This window comes from Neobacillus niacini, assembly GCF_046591715.1.
GTDB classification, from domain to species: Bacteria; Bacillota; Bacilli; order Bacillales; family Cytobacillaceae; genus Neobacillus; species Neobacillus niacini_L.
This window is the reverse complement of record NZ_JAWVNQ010000001.1, coordinates 194,215-214,158: the sequence shown is the minus strand read 5'-3', so window position 1 is coordinate 214,158 and position 19,944 is coordinate 194,215. Positions and strand designations below refer to the sequence as shown.

21 protein-coding genes and 1 other annotated feature are annotated in these 19,944 nt (G+C 37.0%); of the genes, 7 read left to right on the top strand and 14 right to left on the bottom strand.

All coding sequences use genetic code 11. The features are described from left to right. Positions 1-7 precede the first annotated feature (7 nt). Positions 8-748 (top strand): bis(5'-nucleosyl)-tetraphosphatase PrpE, encoded by a 741-nt coding sequence (gene prpE / locus SFC47_RS01125; protein ID WP_411252389.1) that lies wholly within the window; start codon positions 8-10, stop codon positions 746-748. An 80-nt stretch (positions 749-828) separates the two neighbouring features. Here the strand turns inward: prpE and SFC47_RS01120 are convergent, their stop codons facing one another. The 4 genes from SFC47_RS01120 to SFC47_RS01105 are packed head-to-tail and all read right to left on the bottom strand — an operon-like array spanning position 829 to position 3,616. Continuing rightward, the gene (locus tag SFC47_RS01120) at positions 829-1,725 is read right to left on the bottom strand and encodes an RluA family pseudouridine synthase (protein WP_411252388.1); all 897 of its coding nucleotides are present in this window, start codon (positions 1,723-1,725) and stop codon (positions 829-831) included. Positions 1,726-1,748: 23 nt separating this feature from the next. Further along, positions 1,749-2,549, bottom strand: coding sequence for an NAD kinase (locus SFC47_RS01115; protein ID WP_411253595.1), 801 nt, complete (start codon positions 2,547-2,549; stop codon positions 1,749-1,751). Positions 2,550-2,587: 38 nt separating this feature from the next. Further along, complete coding sequence (gene yjbM, locus SFC47_RS01110) at positions 2,588-3,226, bottom strand: GTP diphosphokinase (protein WP_411253594.1); 639 nt, start codon at positions 3,224-3,226, stop codon at positions 2,588-2,590. Between the two features lie 30 nt (positions 3,227-3,256). Further along, positions 3,257-3,616, bottom strand: coding sequence for a UPF0738 family protein (locus SFC47_RS01105; RefSeq protein WP_411252387.1), 360 nt, complete (start codon positions 3,614-3,616; stop codon positions 3,257-3,259). Positions 3,617-3,741: 125 nt separating this feature from the next. Here SFC47_RS01105 and SFC47_RS01100 point away from each other — a divergent pair, with 125 nt between their 5' ends. The 3 genes from SFC47_RS01100 (at position 3,742) to SFC47_RS01090 (ending at position 5,656) form a co-directional block, all read left to right on the top strand. Beyond that, positions 3,742-4,314: a CYTH domain-containing protein gene (locus SFC47_RS01100; protein WP_411252386.1), complete on the top strand. Its 573-nt coding sequence runs from the start codon at positions 3,742-3,744 to the stop codon at positions 4,312-4,314. A gap of 71 nt (positions 4,315-4,385) precedes the next feature. Beyond that, positions 4,386-4,793 carry a globin domain-containing protein gene (locus SFC47_RS01095; RefSeq protein WP_411252385.1) on the top strand — a complete coding sequence of 136 codons (408 nt, stop codon included), beginning with the start codon at positions 4,386-4,388 and terminating at the stop codon, positions 4,791-4,793. After that, entirely contained in the window at positions 4,790-5,656 is an 867-nt protein-coding gene (locus tag SFC47_RS01090) for a ClpXP adapter SpxH family protein (RefSeq protein WP_411252384.1), read from the top strand. The genes SFC47_RS01095 and SFC47_RS01090 overlap by 4 nt, the downstream gene beginning before the upstream one ends. 715 nt (positions 5,657-6,371) lie before the next feature. Here the strand turns inward: SFC47_RS01090 and pepF are convergent. The 5 genes from pepF to spxA form a co-directional block, all read right to left on the bottom strand. Then, entirely contained in the window at positions 6,372-8,189 is a 1,818-nt protein-coding gene (gene pepF, locus SFC47_RS01085; RefSeq protein ID WP_411252383.1) for an oligoendopeptidase F, read from the bottom strand. Positions 8,190-8,322: 133 nt separating this feature from the next. Then, positions 8,323-9,519: a competence protein CoiA gene (locus tag SFC47_RS01080; RefSeq protein ID WP_411252382.1), complete on the bottom strand. Its 1,197-nt coding sequence runs from the start codon at positions 9,517-9,519 to the stop codon at positions 8,323-8,325. Between the two features lie 100 nt (positions 9,520-9,619). After that, the gene (gene cls, locus SFC47_RS01075; protein WP_411253593.1) at positions 9,620-11,131 is read right to left on the bottom strand and encodes a cardiolipin synthase; all 1,512 of its coding nucleotides are present in this window, start codon (positions 11,129-11,131) and stop codon (positions 9,620-9,622) included. A 69-nt stretch (positions 11,132-11,200) separates the two neighbouring features. After that, positions 11,201-11,872: an adaptor protein MecA gene (mecA, locus tag SFC47_RS01070; RefSeq protein ID WP_411252381.1), complete on the bottom strand. Its 672-nt coding sequence runs from the start codon at positions 11,870-11,872 to the stop codon at positions 11,201-11,203. Between the two features lie 305 nt (positions 11,873-12,177). Then, on the bottom strand, positions 12,178-12,573 hold the full coding sequence (gene spxA, locus SFC47_RS01065; protein WP_045519743.1) for a transcriptional regulator SpxA: 396 nt from the start codon (positions 12,571-12,573) through the stop codon (positions 12,178-12,180). A 511-nt stretch (positions 12,574-13,084) separates the two neighbouring features. On the opposite strand from spxA, the gene SFC47_RS01060 reads away from it, so the two are divergent. Both SFC47_RS01060 and trpS read left to right on the top strand, forming a co-directional pair. Beyond that, the gene (locus tag SFC47_RS01060; RefSeq protein ID WP_411252380.1) at positions 13,085-13,270 is read left to right on the top strand and encodes a hypothetical protein; all 186 of its coding nucleotides are present in this window, start codon (positions 13,085-13,087) and stop codon (positions 13,268-13,270) included. 60 nt (positions 13,271-13,330) lie between these two features. Beyond that, positions 13,331-13,567 (top strand) — a binding site (T-box leader). A 59-nt stretch (positions 13,568-13,626) separates the two neighbouring features. After that, entirely contained in the window at positions 13,627-14,616 is a 990-nt protein-coding gene (gene trpS, locus SFC47_RS01055; protein WP_411252379.1) for a tryptophan--tRNA ligase, read from the top strand. A 34-nt stretch (positions 14,617-14,650) separates the two neighbouring features. On the opposite strand, the gene SFC47_RS01050 is transcribed toward trpS, so the two are convergent. From SFC47_RS01050 to SFC47_RS01035, 4 genes are all read right to left on the bottom strand, one after another. After that, a complete protein-coding gene (locus SFC47_RS01050) occupies positions 14,651-15,397 on the bottom strand; it encodes a YjbA family protein (protein WP_411252378.1) in 747 nt (248 codons plus the stop codon). A gap of 93 nt (positions 15,398-15,490) precedes the next feature. Next, positions 15,491-16,300 (bottom strand): DUF2268 domain-containing putative Zn-dependent protease, encoded by an 810-nt coding sequence (locus SFC47_RS01045; RefSeq protein WP_411252377.1) that lies wholly within the window; start codon positions 16,298-16,300, stop codon positions 15,491-15,493. Positions 16,301-16,422: 122 nt separating this feature from the next. Beyond that, positions 16,423-17,664 carry a beta-ketoacyl-ACP synthase II gene (gene fabF / locus SFC47_RS01040; protein WP_411252376.1) on the bottom strand — a complete coding sequence of 414 codons (1,242 nt, stop codon included), beginning with the start codon at positions 17,662-17,664 and terminating at the stop codon, positions 16,423-16,425. 40 nt (positions 17,665-17,704) lie between these two features. Further along, positions 17,705-18,637, bottom strand: a complete 933-nt coding sequence (locus tag SFC47_RS01035; RefSeq protein ID WP_411252375.1) for a beta-ketoacyl-ACP synthase III — start codon at positions 18,635-18,637, stop codon at positions 17,705-17,707. 185 nt (positions 18,638-18,822) lie between these two features. Between SFC47_RS01035 and SFC47_RS01030 the strand changes: the two genes are divergently transcribed. Beyond that, complete coding sequence (locus SFC47_RS01030) at positions 18,823-19,050, top strand: hypothetical protein (RefSeq protein ID WP_411252374.1); 228 nt, start codon at positions 18,823-18,825, stop codon at positions 19,048-19,050. A gap of 30 nt (positions 19,051-19,080) precedes the next feature. On the opposite strand, the gene SFC47_RS01025 is transcribed toward SFC47_RS01030, so the two are convergent. Next, positions 19,081-19,896 (bottom strand): Rossmann-fold NAD(P)-binding domain-containing protein, encoded by an 816-nt coding sequence (locus tag SFC47_RS01025; protein WP_411252373.1) that lies wholly within the window; start codon positions 19,894-19,896, stop codon positions 19,081-19,083. Positions 19,897-19,944: the final 48 nt, after the last annotated feature.

The window sequence follows — 19,944 nt, the reverse complement described above, 5'->3', positions numbered from 1 at the left end:
TATTCCAATGAAGATTGATATCATCGGAGATATACATGGCTGTTTGCCCGAATTTGAAGCTTTAACAATAAAATGCGGTTACGAATGGGTGGACGGAATTCCGACTCACCCTGAAAACCGATTCCTAGGTTTTGTCGGCGATTTAACGGACCGCGGACCAGCTTCTCTTAAGGTGGCCGAAATAGTATGGCGCCTGGTAATTGAACAGAAAAAGGCTTTTTACACACCTGGCAACCACTGCAATAAACTATATCGTTACTTTCTAGGAAATAGGGTTCAGGAAACTCATGGGTTGGAAACCACCACAGCGGAATTTAAAGCCCTGCCCCGCAAGGAACAACAGTCCATTAAAAGAAAATTCATTGAACTATATGAAAAATCACCGCTTCACTTAGTATTAGATGAAAATAAGCTAGTTATTGCACATGCAGGAATAAAAGAAGAATTCATCGGCAAAACAAGTTCTAAAGTGAAAACATTTGTCCTTTACGGAGATATTACTGGCGAAAAGCACCCTGATGGTTCTCCTGTAAGAAGAGATTGGGCACAAAAGTATGAGGGTAAAGCTCTAATTGTATACGGCCATACACCTGTGAAAGAACCAAGAATAATCAATAATACATACAATATTGATACTGGGGCTGTTTTTGGCGGTAAGTTAACTGCACTAAGGTATCCTGAGATGGAAATAGTTTCTGTAGATTCTACTATGCCATATATTGCAGAAAAATTTAAAGCCTTTACCTGAAATTAGGGTAAATAATACTATTACTATCGACAAATTTCCTAGGAAATCATCATATTACGCAAAAAGGCTGACATAAGGAGTCAGCCTTCTTTAATTAACTCATAAATATCTAATGGAAGATTAGCTGAAAGAATCATATTCTTTCCTGTAAAAGGATGAGGAAATTGAATATTTTTACAATGCAATGCTTGACGGTTTATGAGGGATTGACTGCCCCCATATAAATCATCGCCCAATAAGGGATGACCAATAAAAGACATATGAACCCGTATTTGATGGGTACGACCAGTCTTTAACTTTAATTCAACATGGCTAAACTCTTTATACCTTTTAAGTACTTTGTAATAAGTGCAAGCATATTGCCCGTCACTCCGTACCTCTCTTTCAATAATACTTTCCAGCTTTCTACCGATTGGCTCCTCAATTGAACCTTTATCGAATTTAAGATTTCCTTCAGCAAGTGCCTCATAGGTTCTCTTTACATGACCATTTTTCTGTTGTTTGCTTAGCAGATGGTGAACATGCCGGTGCTTTGCGATTAAAACAACTCCAGACGTATCCCGGTCTAAACGTGTGACAATATGAGCGGTTGCACTTATACCAATCTCTTCATAGTAACCAATCAAGGCATTGGCTAAGCTCCCTCTTGGATGTTCTCTTGATGGAATGGTACTCATGCCTGCCGGTTTGTTGACAATTAGTAAATATTGATCTTCAAAAAGAATATCCAATGGAATCTTTTCACCCGATACCCCTTCACTTGGAAGTTCTCGAGGAAAAATTACAGTAAGAACATCACCCTCTGATAACAAATATCGAACATTTACTTCCGTGTCATTTACTAGGATTTTGCCGCCGTTAAATTTAATATCCGTTAGGGCAATACGGGATATTTCCTCTTCCTTTAGGAATTCCCTAATGACTCTGCCTGATTGCTGCTTATTTACTGTCCACTGAAGTTGAAATCCTGATAACATGATTTTTCCTCCGGCATATCGAATTAGTCTGAGTCTGAAATAAATGAATCATGGACTCTCCTCCAAAATGGGAATGGACGGAAACGAGCGAATCGAATTTTTTCATCTGGCACCCTAAATTGTATTGATTTTACATCTTTATGAAGTAAGGTAAGATGGTCAACTGTTACTTGGAAATCCACCCGATTAACCGGTTTCAGCATACAAGTATGATGGGATGGCAGAATTAGAGGTGACCCTACTGTTCGAAATACGCGATTATTTATTGAAGCCATCTCAGCAACCTGCAAGGCTGAGATCGATGGATGAATAATAGCCCCTCCTAGTGCCTTGTTATACGCCGTACTGCCAGATGGCGTGGAGACACATAAGCCATCGCCTCGAAACCGTTCAAAGTGCTGTCCGCGTATTTCTACATCCATAACCAATGTCCCTTCAACACTTTTGACAGTTGATTCGTTTAGTGCAAGGTACCTGGACTCTTTACCAGCATGCTGGTAACGAATGATAACTTCAATCAACGGGTATTCAACTACCTGATAGGGTGTTTTGGCGATTGCAATTACAAGCTTTTCAATTTCATCAGGTGTCCAGTCAGCATAAAAACCAAGATGTCCCGTATGAATACCAACAAAGGCAGTCTTATCCAAACGGCTGCTATATCGATGAAAAGCATATAATAGTGTCCCATCGCCCCCAATTGAGACAACTATATCTGGCTGGTCCTCGTCGTAAACGAGATCAAAATCAAGTAAATACGTCCTCATCTTGTGCATTAATATATTTGACTTTTGATCTCCTTTGGATGTAATGGCAAATTTCATCATCGTATACTCCTTGTACTGAAATTACGAAAGCTTTATCAGTTTTTTTCTTCTTGTTTAAACTCTTTATTTCTTGTAAAGAATGCTTGGGCATCTTGAATTTCACCGCGAATTAATGACATTTCCTCATCTAAACGAAATGCTGCTTCACTAGCCCGCTGCAGCCTCATTTGAATATCAGTTGGGAAAATCCCTTTATACTTATAGCTTAAAGTATGTTCTATAGTTGCCCAAAAGTTCATGGCCAATGTTCTTATTTGTATTTCAGCTAGAATCTTTTTTTCTCCATGAATCGTTTGGACAGGGTACATAATCACTACATGGTAGGAACGATATCCGCTAGTCTTTTTATGTGAGATATAATCTCTTTCCTCAATAATTTTAAAATCATTTCGATTCCTTAATAAACTTACAACTCGATGAATATCGTCAACAAACTGACACATGATTCGCATTCCGGCAATATCTTGCATTTCCTCTTCCAACTTATCTAGCGGAATACCTTTTTGATTAGCCTTATCAAGGATACTTGCAATTGGCTTAACTCTCCCCGTCACAAACTCAATTGGTGAATGGCTGGAATCTAGCTCAAATTGACCTCTCATCCCTTTTAATTTTATTTTCAGCTCTGACACTGCTTGTTTATACGGAGCTAAAAACTGGTCCCAATGCTTCATCATTCCACCCCAATGACAACTTTAATATATTTAAAAAACCTCTTCTACCTTCGTGACCATTTCTTCACCATAATTACTATTGCCTCTTATATTGTGTATGAGATCATTTAGTTCCTCATAGAAATTAGTTAATTCCTGCTCTTCATCCTCAAAAAGAATCCAAACTGGGATTTGCTGTTCTAATACCTTTTTTAACTCTGGCCAAACAGATTCTTTCATTTCGATATATGTATATCCCTCATGATTTTCCATTAAGTAAACAAAAGAAATTTCTTTAGAATCAACTAGAATCTGTTCTGCGGGGCTTAACCCGCTAATCGACTCACTTGCTTGTAAAAATATTTTACCATCTGATAAATTTGCTGTAGTAATTGCTATCTTTTTTTTCATCCTTTTTTACCTCCACTATTCACTCCTTTATTTTAGCATAATCTATCCATTTCTCCCAAGAATTGCGGTTTATCATCAAGCTGGATACAATAAGTATAGATTAGGAAAGGAATGGAATGGACCTAATGTCAGAAACTATTGAAATTGAATTTAAGAATTTACTTACGAAGATGGAATATGATCATCTTCTTACAACATTTAATGTAAAAGAAGAAGATATAGTCACCCAAAAAAATCATTATTTTGACACTCCAGAGTTTGCATTGAAAAAGTCAGGATCTGCCCTTAGAATCAGAGAAAAGTATAATCATTATGAATTGACGTTAAAACAACCCGCCGCACTCGGACTTTTAGAAACGACACAACAAATATCAGCAAATGAATTCCAGACAGCTATTCAACACCATATATTCCCTAAAGGAATTGTTCATGATCGAATTGAACAATTAAGTATAGCTTTGAACCAATTTAACTGTTTTGGGTCTCTTACTACAAAAAGAGCTGAATTTCGCTACAAAGAGGGAATACTCGTATTAGATCATAGCTTATATCTAAATACAGAAGACTATGAGATTGAGTATGAGGTGGAAGATTTTCAAGCTGGACAACTTGTTTTTCAGGAACTGCTGAAGCAATACAATATACCTTTACGAAAAACTCAAAATAAGATTGCTCGGTTTTACCATCAAAAATCATAAGCGGTTTATTTGAGATATAAATTTGGCATTGATAAAATATAGATACAAACATACTTAAAGGAGTTGTCAACATGAATGAGAAAAAGCCTACTCCATATGAAGCCCTAGGCGAAGATACACTGCATCGCCTCGTGGATACTTTTTATGGTCTAGTTGCACAACATCCTGACCTTGCTCCAATCTTCCCTAATGATTTTTCAGAAATTGCCCGGAAACAAAAGCAATTTTTAACACAATATTTGGGAGGACCACCTTTGTATACTGAGGAGCATGGTCATCCGATGATGCGTGCACGACATTTGCCTTTTCCCATTACTCCTGCCCGCGCAAAAGCATGGCTTTCATGCATGACAAAAGCGATGGACAAGACTGGTTTAGAGGGTCCTCTTAGGGATGAATTTTATTCTAGGCTCTATCTTACTGCACAGCATATGGTTAATAAGCCTGATGACAGTGAGATACCGGGTGGAAATCCGTGAGTATCCCTGGGTTCAATACAAAGCCAAACTCCTATAGTTTTGACAAGAAGCCGCTTGAAATATATATGTTTATCGACCCCTTATGCCCAGAGTGCTGGGCACTTGAACCTATCTTAAAAAAGTTGCACATTGAATATGGAAGATATTTTTCTATAAAACATGTGTTAAGTGGTCGTATCGCAAATTTAAATGTCAGCAAAAAGAAGAATTATGAAGTGATTGCGGAATTATGGGAAAAGACAGCAAGCAGATCCGGGATGTCCTGTGACGGCAGCCTATGGTTAGAAGATCCAGTAGCTTCCCCTTACATAGCCTCTGTTGCCATTAAAGCAGCTGAGCTGCAAGGCAGAAGAGCTGGAATACGGTTCCTGCGTAAGCTGCAAGAAAAACTTTTTATCGGTAAACAAAACATATCCCATATTGAAGTATTAACATCCTGCGCGGAAAATGCAGGTTTAGATGTAGAGGAGTTTATCTCTGATTTTCACTCTGACAGCGCGGCCAAGGCATTCCAGTGTGACTTAAAAATCACTGCTGAGATGGAAGTCCAAGAGATACCTACGCTAGTATTTTTTAACGAGAATATAGAGGATGAAGGCATTAAAATAACTGGGTCATACCCATATGAAGTCTATGTTCAAATACTTGAAGAAATGCTTTCAGAAGAACCTGAAAAAAATCAGCCGCCCCCTTTAGAAAAATTTCTTGAATATTTTAAACTCGTAGCTTCTAAAGAGATCGCAGTCGTCTATAATATGTCTATCTCTCAAGTTGAGCGGGAAATGAAACAATTACTATTACTTCAAAAGGTTGAACAGCTCCCAGCGAAGTATGGGACTTTTTGGAGGTATATTAAAGATTAAAGTGAAAAGACCTTGCAGGCAAACTGCAAGGTCTTTTTCTATTATACGAACAAAGGGGATGGGAGAAATTTTTCACGGTCAAACAAAGGGGTATATGTTTGTTGTGATTAACTTCACATATAAAATATACCATGTGATAGAACCCATTGACAATGTGATTGTATTTTATTTCACATAATTGTCAAAATCATAATCACCTCATATGGACAATAGACTATATAAGAAAAGCGGAAGCGCCTTGCCCAGGGGCGACAGGCATAAGACGAGCCGGCGAGAAGGTTGTTCTTTAACCTTCTTGACGGATTGTATGAAATGTGGAGGCGACTGCCCTGGGACGAAGGCATAAGCCGCCCACTGCAAGAAGGCGCTCTTTGCCTTCTTTCAGTGGGCGGCTTATGACTCGAGTCCCAAGGAGCCGTAACTAGACACGCTTATGACCCGAGCCCCTAGGCGCTGCAGCTAGACAATTCTCAAATTTGAAAGATTATCCTTAAAAAGGAGGAATAATTGTTGAAAGGTTTACCCGTGATCCTCATGGTCATTTTTATTATTTTTGGATTTTCCCTTCATATTCTAGCATTAATGAAGATCTTCCCATTAATTATTAGCATTCCACTATTTTTCACCGGGATTTTAACTTTTCTTTTTTATTTGAATGACAGAAAGAGATTTAGAGGTTTTTAAAGGGATGGTACACTGTACCATCCCTTTCCTTTTATGACAATAACTGCTCTAATTCATTTAATTTTTCTTCAAATACTTTACAAGCATCCTTAATCGGGTCAGCACTCGTCATATCCACGCCAGCTTTCTTAAGAACCTCGATTGGGTAGTCAGAGCTTCCAGAACTTAAGAAATCAATATAGCGTTTAACAGCAGGCTCCCCTTCTTCTAAAATTTGCTTGCTTAGTGCAGTGGCAGCACTAAATCCAGTAGCATATTGATACACATAATAATTGTAATAGAAATGAGGAATTCTAGCCCATTCCAAACCGATTTCTTCGTCAATCACAATATCCTCATCACCAAAATACTTCTTATTTAATGCATAATATTCACTCGTCAATAAATCAGCTGTCAGCGCCTCATTATTTTGAGCTTTTTGATGGATTAAATGTTCATATTCTGCAAACATGGTTTGACGGAAGACCGTCCCTCTGAATCCTTCTAAGTAATGATTTAATAGATAGATTCTTTTTTGTTCGTCATCAATTGTTTTCAACAAATAATCATTTAATAGTGCTTCATTACAGGTTGAAGCTACCTCAGCAACAAAAATTGAATAATTTCCATACGGGTATGGCTGGTTCTTCCTCGTATAATAGCTGTGGACAGAGTGCCCAAATTCATGCGCCAATGTAAATAAGTTATTCACATTATCCTGCCAATTCATCAGAATATAAGGATTGGTGCCATATGCTCCAGAAGAATAAGCTCCGCTGCGCTTTCCTTTATTCTCATGAACATCAACCCAGCGGTTATCAAAACCTTCTTTTAAGATTTGTGAATACTCCTCCCCTAGCGGAGCAAGACCTTTTACAACAAGCTCTTCTGCCTCTTTGTAGGGGATTTCCATTTTCACATCTTTAACAAGCGGTGTATATAGATCGTACATATGCAATTCATTTACACCCAATACTTTTTTCCGCAATTTAACGTAACGATGCAGCAAATGTAGATTTTCGTTTATGGTGTTAACCAAATTATCATAGACACTTTCTGGAATGTTATTGGCTGAAAGCGCCGCATGTCGTGCAGAGTTATATTTTCTGATCCTTGCGTTAAAATTATCTTTTTTCACATTCCCGCTAATCGTGCTGGCAAAAGTATTACGGAACTTCCCATAGGTCTCGTAAACGGCCTTAAAAGCGTCTCGGCGAACCCTTTGATCTGCACTTTCAAGGAATCGGATGTAACGTCCATGAGTAATCTCAACCTCTTCACCATTCTCATCTTTGACTGATGGGAATTTTAAATCGGCGTTATTTAACATCCCGAAGGTATTACTTGATGCGTCCATTACTTCACTGGCTTCTGCTAACAGTGCTTCTTGCTCTGCTGACAAAACGTGAGGTCTTTGAAGATTAATTTCCTCAATGGCATGCTCATAAAGCTTTAATTCAGCTTTCTCACCTAAAAATCCGTTCACCTTGCTTTCAGGAAGAGAAAGGATCTCAGGGACAATAAATGCTAATTGACTCCCTGCTTGAGAGTAGAGGTTTTTCATCCTGTCATCTAATCCCTGATAAAAGGAATTTGTTGTATCCTGGTCATAGCGCATATGGGCGTATGTATAGAGCTTGCCAATTCTCTCTAGAAGCTTATCTTGAAATTGAAGAGCATTATACAAAGTGTCAGCACTCTCACCTAGCTTCCCTTCAAATTCTTTAATTCCAGAAATCTGGTTCTTTACTTCTTGAAACTCTTTTTCCCATTCTTGGTCATTTGGAAATATATCTTCTAGTCTCCATGTATCCTCAACCGGTATTTCACTTCTTTGCGGCAATGCTTTTACTGCAGCTTCATTTACCATATTTCTTCCTCCATTCAAGTTTTTCGGTTTCCGAAAAAAAATAAACCCCTGTTATTATTCTCCTTTTTCCATGCTATTTCCTTTATATTAATAAGATTTACCCATTATATTATGCCCCAAAGTGTTATTTCATTTATATTTTTGCGAGGATGGACTTATATTTTTGTAAAAACTCTTTTCTTCTTTCTTCTTTTTCCCGATTTGATTTAGGGATGTATATCCTATTTTGCAGTTGATACATTGTTTCACTCCTTTTAGTGACCAATCCAAGTTTCTCTAGCTCAAGAAAATATTCTTTTACCGCAAAAAAAGATGACACTCCTGTGAGTTGAGGCAGTGCCCTTATCGTAATCTCATTAGTTTTAATTCTATAGTTAAAATTTCTTTCAACGTCTTTCAGATCAATAAAATCATTTGGCCATTTATCCTCCAAAGAATCTAAATACAAATAGGTTTGCCAGATTATTCCAGGTGTTTGGATTAGAAGAGAATGATAGACAGGTAAGCCAATTTCTGGGGGAAGCAAATATAAGTTGAGGTTATGTTGATATATTTCGCGAAGAAAACGACTCTGGTCTGTGGTAGGATGAAGCGACCAATTCATAGTGTTTCGCTCATTTTCATTTGTCCATTTTGAAAAGTTTGAATGCACTTTCCAATTTGGTGTTAATACTTCATCTACTCGGGTATCTTGGATAAAGGATTGAAAGTGATTTGCCAGTGTATTTTTAACTGAATAAGGAATGATCGAACTGAGGATATGAAACTGTTTTTCTTCGGGACAATAAGAGGGAAGTATTAATTGTCTGTCTTTAGTTTCTCTTATAAAGAAGTATTGGAAGTTTGACAGTGAAAAAATATTACTCCTTTTTGCTTTAATATGCTTCCCTCCAATAATCCAGAGTGGAATATAATTATGTTGGCAATAGGCATTCGTACGTTTGATAAATATCTCTTCTGTTATTGGTGAACATTGATATTCCAATGCATACTTGTTCCCCTCATAGTAGAACATGACATCCGGACGCTGCCCAATAATAGGATCATAATATTCTAATTCTGCCTGAATCTGCTGTCTTTTTAGCCAATGGAAGAGCTGCAGCTTTCCTTCCATATGATAAATCGTTTCACTTTCGTAGAAATCTTTGCAAATTGTACCACTCCGGTGAGCAAAATGGTAAATACGTTGATTGCCTAGTTTAAGAGAAACTGCTTCGCCGCAAACAGGACAAGAAAACTTCTCCGTGTCCCGAAGTACCAAAAGATTTTCTTTCTTATAATTATTACCTAAGCTGATTATTTTTCCTAATCTCGTTTTAGCCGTCAACAAATTGTTTTCAACCTCCTTTTGCTTCTTACATTCGTGTTAGTTCTCAATAAATCCTTTTAAAATAAAAAAGAAACTCGTCAGTTTTGACGAGCTTGTGAACTTAAAGAAGCGGTGATAATAACCTTGCTGTTGATTCTATTAACCTCAGGCCGATATGCCTTTTGTTAAATGAGGTTAATTCCAGCTCCTTTGCATATTCTAAATCATTGATGTATTCTGCTACGAGCTTTTGGGTACTTTTCGTCCGAAATAAAAACGCATTAACCTCAAAATTTAAATGAAAACTGCGCATATCCATATTAGATGTACCTATCGATGCAAGTTCATGATCAACTATGACGATTTTACTATGCATAAACCCGCGTTGATATTCGTATACCTTGACACCTGCTTCCAAAAGCTCTGGAAAATAAGAACGAGAAGCATGAAAGACAATACGTTTGTCCGGCCGATTTGGTACAAGTAATCTTACATCGATTCCACTAAGTGCAGCTACTTTTATAGCAGAAAAAATATCTTCATCCGGAATAAAGTATGGAGAAGCAATCCAAACAGATTCTTTTGCTGAGGTTATCATGGAGAAAAATATATTTTTAATAACACTCCATTCGTTATCCGGGCCGCCTGCAATTAATTGCACTCCTCCATGGTTTTTCTCATCAATTTGCGGAGACAAATACTCTGCTGTTAAAAAACTATGGTTGGTCATGTAATACCAATCTTGTAAAAAGATTAACTGCAGCGATCGAACGGCTTCCCCTCTTAACATTAAATGAGTGTCACGCCAAAAGCCATAGGTCTGATTCCTGCCAAGGTATTCATCACCGATATTCAGCCCGCCCACAAATCCAATCATTCCATCAATGACAATTATTTTCCGATGATTTCTGAAGTTAAATTTATTGTTTAAAAAAGGCAGTTTAACAGGACCGAAACAAATTGTTTCTATCCCTGCACTTTTTAATTCACTTATATATTTCTTGGATAATTTCCAAGACCCAACTGCGTCATAGAGGAATCGAACCTTTACCCCTTGGGCTGCTTTCTCAATTAAGATATCTTTAATCTCTTGCCCAATACCATCATCACGGACAATATAATACTCCATATGAATATGATGTCTAGCTCTATTCAATTGTTCAAGTATATGCCGGAATGTCTCCTCCCCATTGGTTAATACCTTTGTGGAAGTATCAAAAGAGATAGGGCTATTCCCTAACTTTTGTGCCAGTGAAAATAGCCTTGCTTGGTGCTCTCCCATTAAACTTAGTTTTTCTTCACTTCGAGGGTCATTTTCACCCTCCACATTTAAGAAAGTCTGTTTATCGAGAAAATATTTCTTCCGGTACATTCTTTCTTTTCGATAATTCCTCCCGAATAATAAATAAAAGAAAAAACCAACTAAAGGAAAGCTTCCTAATACAACCAGCCAAGTAATGGTTTGAGTTGGATGCCGATTTTCTAAGAAAATCACAAATGCGATAAAAATAACTGACAACGAAATTAGGAGGCTGAGAAAACCAAATATTCCCCCATCTAAATATTGTTTAAAGAAAAACAAAAGTACGGATAAACCAAGTATAAACAGAACGACCCTTACTGTGTTTTTCAGTTTCATCACCGCCAATAATACTAAATCCAATGTAAAAAATACCGATTTCAATAGTAGAAATCGGTACGTTTATTTAAAATGTTTTCTAATTTCAGCGAATACATTGTTAGCTATAATCTCTTTACCATATTCCTGAATACGATGGATGGTTAACTGTGTTTCATAACCGTATTCTAACAGGATACTTAGGATATCATCTATTTCGTCCTCTTCAAACAAATCTTCAGGAAACTCAGTATATAAATAATACTTATTATCAAAGTTGTACAATACAGTGATTAAATCATCCAATCCGCCTCGATTTGACAACATAATAACGTCTTCAAAATCTTTGAAAGCAATTAAAAACTCTAAAGACTCTTCCTCAAGTAAAATGTCATCATCATCGCGTTGTCCGGAATTGAAATGCTGGTCTAAGATATCTTCAATATTTCCATCCCCAGGCAAATCCTTTAATTTTTCATTTGGAATTGGAAGCTCAAACTTTTGTCCATCCTTAGATACCTGTGCCTTCGTTACAAGAATTTCAAGCCCTTTTTCTAACGCTTGCACTTGAATCCAAAGAGGTCCTTCCACTACAAACTCTTCCTCTTGATGAACTTCGTCCATCATTTCCCAAAAGAGTTCTTCACTGCGCTCCCGATTGTACCAAATTTCTTCGCGATCAAAGCCTCGTTCCTCTATATCACCATAAGAGATGTAAAACTTTACTGTATTCTCATTAATTCGTTCGATTTCCATCTTTACCTCTCCCTTCCGTTTCCATATTGAAGGGACAAAATACCCCCAGCAGACAATGCTTTTTAGCAATTTCCCAAGTAAAAGGATTTATTATTGTGTTGTAAAAAAAGTCTGTAATCCTTGTACTTTCATTTTATGACAAAAGTTTTATTTTGGGAAATAAAATTACCCTTAATTGCAAAAACCATTCATTTGCCTATTAATTAGATATTCCTTATATTGTAACAAAATGACATATAAATCTCAAACTAAATGGCATAAAGGTAGAAAAAAAGCCTTCGTAATGAAGGCTTCTGCATTTATTTTTAATTAACCATACGCTGGGCTTCCCTTAATTGGAAAGTACGAACTCTCCTCGGCAGGAACCGTCTTATTTCATCTTCATTATAGCCAACCTGCAAACGCTTTTCATCAATAATAATAGGGCGACGTAAAAGTCCAGGGTTAGCTTTAATTAATTCAAATAAATCTTGCAATGGCATTGTATCTAGGTTTACATCTAATTTTTGAAAAGTCTTAGATCGTGTAGAAATAATTTCATCTGTACCGTCTTCTGTCATGCGAAGAATTTCTTTAATTTCTTCAATTGACAATGGCTCAGAAAAAATATTTCGTTCAGTATATGGAATTTCATGTTCTTCTAACCATGATTTTGCTTTCCGGCATGATGTACAACTTGGTGAAGTGTATAATGTTACCATTCGTCTCCACACTCCTCTTTTTATTACAATCCAAATCTATTGTAAATCCATCTGGTCCTTAAATTAAAATTATTATAAATAAGTAATTTATATCATTAATTATACACCACTGTCTCTAAAAAAGGTATTCTTTTTTTAAAATTTATTGAATGTCCAATACGAACCGTTTATTGTTACTTCCAATATATTAGACGAATATATCGTGAAAAGGTTTCATTATTACATAAGGTTTTCTTAATGACTTTATTGATGAATAAACCTTATATATTATTCGTTTGAAATCTATATTTTTTGTAGGTTTACTCATAGCAAAGTAAATCAAGTAACAATCATTATTTTCTCAATTAAATTCCGCAGATTGAAAACGCATTCATTCATTTAGAAACGATATTGTTTTTTATTCTTTTACCTCTTTTAATAATACTCAAGTTCTTTTAAAATGAATATGAGGGGTTTTACAATACAACTGTTAATGATTCATTGATGATTTGTAAAAATGGAGGTAATTTGGATGGCTGGATACATAGCTGATTTATCAATGGTTGCAATTCTTATTATTGGTATTACTGCCCTAATGGGTGTATTGACAAATGGTTTCGGCGAAAAGGTCTTTGGCGGAAAGAAACGCTCTGAATTCGTTGAACAAAGTGCGAGATTCCAAACACGCTGGAAAAGCGTCGGCGGGAATAAGAAGTAACTCTTAACCGACTTGATTACCAATATAGATTTATTTATAATAGATATAAATAAATTATGTGTTTTAGCGATGATAAAGAGTAGTACGTATTTTTAACCGATTCAGAGAGTTTGTGGGTGGTGGAAACAAACACGGAAAAATACCGAATGGACTTTTGAGCTTCTTTTCCGAACCAATAGTAGGATAAGACGTTTTCCTTGCGTTAAAAGGGTACTAGACAATCAATTAGGATTGGTCTGGAATTGAGTGACTCTTCGGAGTAATTTAGGGTGGTACCGCGAACCATTCGTCCCTATCGTTGTGGGACGAATGGTTTTTTTTATTTATATATATATTTTTTAGGAGGAATATCGGTCATGAAAACAATTTTTTCAGGAATTCAGCCAAGTGGTACGATTACAATTGGAAATTATATTGGAGCTATGATGCAATTTGTGGAATTGCAAAATGATTATAACTGCTATTTTTGCATTGTTGACCAACATGCGATCACTGTGCCACAGGATCGTTTGGAGCTCAGAAAAAATATCCGCAGTCTGGCAGCACTCTACCTCGCTGTTGGAATTGATCCGGAGAAAGCAACCTTATTTATTCAGTCAGAGGTTCCAGCACATGCGCAGGCAGGCTGGATGATGCAATGTATTTCATATATCGGCGAATTGGAGAGAATGACTCAATTCAAAGATAAATCTGCTGGTAAGGATGCGGTTTCAGCAAGTTTACTAACCTACCCTCCATTAATGGCGGCTGATATTCTCTTATACAATACAGACCTAGTACCTGTTGGAGATGACCAAAAGCAGCACATGGAATTAACGCGCGACCTTGCTGAAAGATTCAATAAAAAATACGGAGAGATATTAACCATTCCAGATATACGTCTTCCTGAAGTTGGTGCAAGGATTATGTCATTGCAAGAGCCAACCAGAAAAATGAGCAAATCGGATCCAAATAAAAAAGCTTTTATCACACCTTTAGATGAACCTAAACAAATTGAAAAGAAGATAAAAAGTGCTGTAACAGACTCAGAGGGTATTGTTAAATTTGATAAAGAAAATAAGCCCGGTATATCTAATTTACTTTCTATATATTCGATACTTGGCAATAAGAGTATCCCAGAGCTTGAAGAAATGTATCAAGGCAAAGGCTATGGAGATTTCAAAGGTGATTTAGCTGATGTAGTCGTAAATGTATTTAAACCCATTCAAGACAGATATAACCACTTAATGGAATCAAGCGAACTCGATCGGATTTTAGACGAAGGTGCCCAAAAGGCAAACCAGGTTGCCGCTAAAACACTGAAGAAAATGGAAAATGCAATGGGTCTAGGAAGAAAAAGAAGATAAAAAATGCACGGCCGCGACTTTCGCGGCCGTGTTTTTAATTTACTTTTGGTCCATGTTCCATTTCCCAAAGCTTTTCAAAAAATGGCTGACCTTTTATTAGATTTTCACAAAATGTCTCATGACGTTTTGACCAGCCGTATTTTGTTTCCTCAAATAACTGCTGCCAAGCACTTTCAAAATTCAATTCCTGAATCTTTGAATATCGTTCAGGACACCATTCAGTAAACCAATAACGAACTTCTGCTTCATTCTTTGATGTATGTAATTGATCTAGTGCCATAAATAATAGCTGCTTGAGCTGACGCTCTTTTCTTGTAAGTCCTGTCATCAATTCAGGCTCAGGTGATAATATATGAAAATCCTTATCCACAGCACCCCTTTGAAAATGGTATTGTTTTGCTTCGTGGGACGCAATCATTTCATATACTAACTGCTCCTGCCTTGGAATTAATCTGCTCTTTCTAATTGGTATTGAATAGCCAATTGTATCAACGGCTAATATCCCCACACCATCTGTTACCACAAAGCAGTATTCAAGTTGAACCCTTTCATGGTTTTTTCTTAAGTAAGCCTTTTGAAAAATATCATCTAGAAGCTGTTGAGGTAACTCTGAGAGATCGTTCTCAATATAATTAAAGAGAATCGGTTCAACTTTTAACAAAGGAGCTTGGTCTAACAGCTCAACACCGTCATCTTTGCGCCATTCATGAAAGTGGCACACATTATATCCGTTTTCTTCACCTTCAAACCAATTTACCCAAACATCATGAAGATACAACATTGTACAACCCCTCACTTCAAGAAACTGTTTGTCAATCAGTATGGGCAGACATAAGTTAATTTATTCCTTATATGGAATGTATAAAAAAAAAGCCTATTTTTTTCGGCTTTTTTTTGGCTGGCCCTCTTTAGCGTTAATATATTTCTTTGCTGGCAGAGTAAAGGACATTTTTGTAGAGTATGGATTAACTTTATAATAATCTTCAACAATTTTAAAACCAGCTGCATACCCTAGTAATTTAGGGAATCTGCCTTCTCCAAATAATAAATCATCATGTTTACGTGAACTTTTCTTTAAATCCAAGTTGCCCTGCAAATAAGTTTCCCACCATTTTTCTAGCTCGATGTCTGTATACAGTGTACACCAATCAGCTAAATAATTTCTCCCACAATGAACTAAAACCGAGTACTCTGCAAGTCCTTCAATAATAATGGAATCCAGCAAGGTATACTCTTCGAATTTTTTAGATTGTTTATTTAATCTGCAAATATGATGGTATTCATGTACAAAAAGAGCCTCTAGCTCTCTAGAAGAAATACGGTTTGATAGAAATAAAAACATTTTATCTGGATAGGATACCCCACCTTTAACTTTTTCTGTTTGCCTGGAAAAAAGGCTTCTATCCTGACCAATAGGAAACAGGTAGATGGGAATATCCGGCCCGCCCCATTTTTGTTTATAATCCAGGAAAATATTTTCCAATTCTTCCCAAAAGTTATTTTCTTTTAGCGAAGTGAAAATTTCTTTGGTCATTCTAGATGGCCGATACATTCCAAAGTCAATTAACTGATGATAAATTTTTGAAGCATTTAAGCCATTGAAAGCAGGGAGCAGCTTTTCACATATTTTTGTTGGACGATCAAACTCCTCCTCCAGCCACTTATCTGTTCGAATGATGCCCATTTCCTCACTCCATACTGTTTCATTATTTTACATATTATGAATGATATGAAGAGAGGTTCAGGTGTTGGTCATACCTTAGTAAAATAAAAAAGCTGACCAGGATTTTTCCTGGTCAAGCTATTTTATACCTCGTATTTTTTGAAAACTATAGTTGCATTGTGGCCGCCAAATCCTAATGAATTACTCATAGCGGCTTTAATTTCTTTTTGTCTTGCTTTATTTGGAACATAATCCAAATCACATTCTGGGTCTGGTGTTTCATAGTTAATGGTTGGCGGAAGTATACTATCTCTTATTGCAAGGACGCTAAAGATAGCTTCAATACCACCTGCTGCACCAAGTAGATGTCCAGTCATTGATTTGGTTGAGCTCATGGCTAACTTATACGCATGCTCACCAAATACTTCTTTCACTGCAAGTGTTTCGAATTTATCATTATACTCTGTACTAGTTCCATGCGCATTTACATAGTCGATATCCTCTGGTTTAAGTCCACCGTCGTTAATGGCCATTTTCATCGCACGTGCTCCGCCTTCACCACCTGGTGCTGGTGCTGTAATATGATAAGCGTCACCTGTTGCACCATAGCCAACAATTTCAGCATAAATATTTGCACCGCGTGCTAATGCATGTTCTAACTCTTCAAGAACCACGATACCAGCTCCTTCACCAATGACAAATCCATCACGATTTTTATCAAATGGTCTGCTTGCAGTTATCGGGTCCGGATTTGTGGAAAGTGCTGTATTTGCACAGAAGCCAGCTACAGACATTTTAGTAATCGGCGCTTCTGCTCCACCTGTAATCATGGCATCCGCATCACCACGCTGAATTACTTTAAAGGCATCACCAATTGAGTTTGTACCGGTGGCACATGCTGTTACTGTACATGAATTGAATCCTTTTGCACCAAGTGTAATGGAAACTTGTCCAGTTGCCATATCAGGAATCAGCATTGGTACAAAGAATGGACTTACTCTGCGGTAACCTCTTTTTTGGAAAATTTCATATTGGTCTTCAAACGTTTCCATGCCCCCAATACCCGAACCAATCCAAACTCCGACTCGATGGGCATTTTCCTCATTGATCGTTAGTTTTGCATCTTCAACAGCCATCATTGCTGATGCAACCGCATATTGAGTAAAACGATCCATTTTTCTAGCGTCTTTTCTATCCATAAAGGTTTCTGGATTAAAGTCATTAATCTGGGCAGCAACCTTAGCAGGATACTCATCAGCATTCACTCTTGTTAATGGTCCAATGCCAGATTTCCCTTCAATAATCCCTTTCCATGTTGTTTCAACATCGTTTCCAAGCGGAGTAACCGCTCCTAAACCTGTAACTACAACCCTGCGCTTTTCCATTGAGACATCTCCTTTACTACACTACTTTGTATATTTCCCTTTATTTTCCCCATCTAATCGCTATGGCACCCCAAGTTAAACCACCGCCAAAACCAACCATAACAATAAGATCATCTTCCTTAATTTTTCCAGCCTCAATTTCCTCAACAATAGAAATTGGTATTGACGCAGCTGAGGTATTCCCATATTTATGAACCGTTTTAGACATTTTCTCAACTGGAAGCTCAAGCCTCTGCCTAGAAGCCTCCATTATTCGGATATTGGCTTGATGAGGAATAAGAAAATCTACATCCTCTTTTGTGAGTCCAGCCTTTTCTAGCACATTAATGCAGCTTTCACCCATCTGGCGGACTGCAAACTTAAAGACTTCCCGCCCATTCATGATAATATACTCATCTTGGTATAAATGCTTTGCACCCGTACCATCCGCACCTAATTCAAAGGAAAGAATTCCTCTGCCTTCAGAAACTTCACCAACTATCACAGCCCCGGCGCCGTCTCCAAATAAGACTGCAGTATTTCGATCATTCCAGTCAGTAATTTTAGAAAGTTTTTCAACTCCCACCACCAAAACATGCTTATATACTCCAGCTTCAACAAATTGCTTTCCGGTAACGATACCGTACATAAAACCTGCACAAGCTGCACTAACGTCCATCGCAGCCGCTTTTTTTGCACCTAAGCGTTCTTGAAGCATACAGGCTACGGAAGGGAATGGTTGATCTGGTGTAACAGTAGCCACCAAAATTAAATCAATATCCAGAGGAGTAATTCCTGCATCCTCAATTGCTTTTTGAGCAGCTGCAAACCCCATATCAGAAGTATTGATAGAATCGTCCGCAATACGACGTTCTTCAATGCCTGTTCGAGTTCGAATCCATTCATCTGATGTATCCATAATTTTTTCTAAATCTGCATTAGTTACTATTTTTTCTGGTAAATACCTGCCAATTCCAACAATTCCAGCGTTCAAGGAATCATCTCCTTATATATTCATCTTTAATTATTATCAATTATTATGACTTGGTACTAATTTTATCAAATAAAAGTGTATTTAAGCAACCATTAAATCCACAGCCCCCGCATATGACCATACATATTGGCAATCATCTTCATAATCTAAAAAGAGAGTGATTATAACAAGGAGGGCTTATATATATGGGAAAAGAAAGTCAACGGGAAGACCGCTTTTCAAGAATGATGTTTGGTGGTAAAAGAGATAATTACAGAGGCACCCGCCATAGTGTTCCTGAATCGAATCCATCTTCACTAGATATTGAATCAATCATTGATAATATTAGTAAGATAAAGGAATCCTCCGAAAATTTAAAACCCTTATTCCAAATGGTATATCCATTTGTCCAAGGTTTTTTGAAAAAAAAATAGGCTGCCATAATAATGGCAGCTTTTTGTTTTTCAACTATTTATACGCTTTGCATGAACAATTTGTTTAGTCAAGCCATCTGCAATAGAAGTGGTGTTTTTAACTGTATATATGGTAATATCATCTTCAATCTTTTCCGTTTTTCTTTCATTCGAACTGGTTTCATTGATATGCAGGAACGAAGCACAAAGTTTCCATTGATTCCTTTTTTCACTTTCTAGTAAGTATCGCCCAGGCGGCCTTTTTTCAACAATCTCTAATATAGAATGTACTGCATCCTCAACATAGATAGCGTCACTTGTTTCTTCCCGCAATCCTCTAAAAGGTTTCCCCCGATTCATTTCAGTCAAAATAGAGTTTTGAAATATAAAGGTTTCTGGCTGCCATATTCCATATATAGTTGGCAAAAAGAGTACATGGAAATCCTTTTTTTGAGCTGTAGTTCTTACAATAAAATCATCGATTACGATTTCAGCCTTTGTATCAAAATCATGTGTTAACATTTGACTTGGGGCCAAAATAACCAATTGACCCCCCCAATTATTCAAACTCATTAAGTTGTTAATCTTTCCATTTTCTAGTAAGTAATCTTCCTTATATCTCATAAATAAATCATAAGCCGAGAGTATAATTGTGTCATGTTCTAATGAATTATTTAGTATTTCCTCTAATGAAACCTCAGTAAAGTTAGCATTTCGTCCAATTTCTAATCTTTTCTCAACCAGAATTTCATGATCTTCTTCGTTATCAATTTGTACTCCCGTGACTTCTATTCCTTTATCCAGTAATGCTTTGCATACGTGAAAATTCACAAAGTCAAATACCCCAGCCATTACGACCTTGTCCATTCCTATTCCTGCCTCCCCGAACTTCATTAATGAATCCTATGCGGCTTC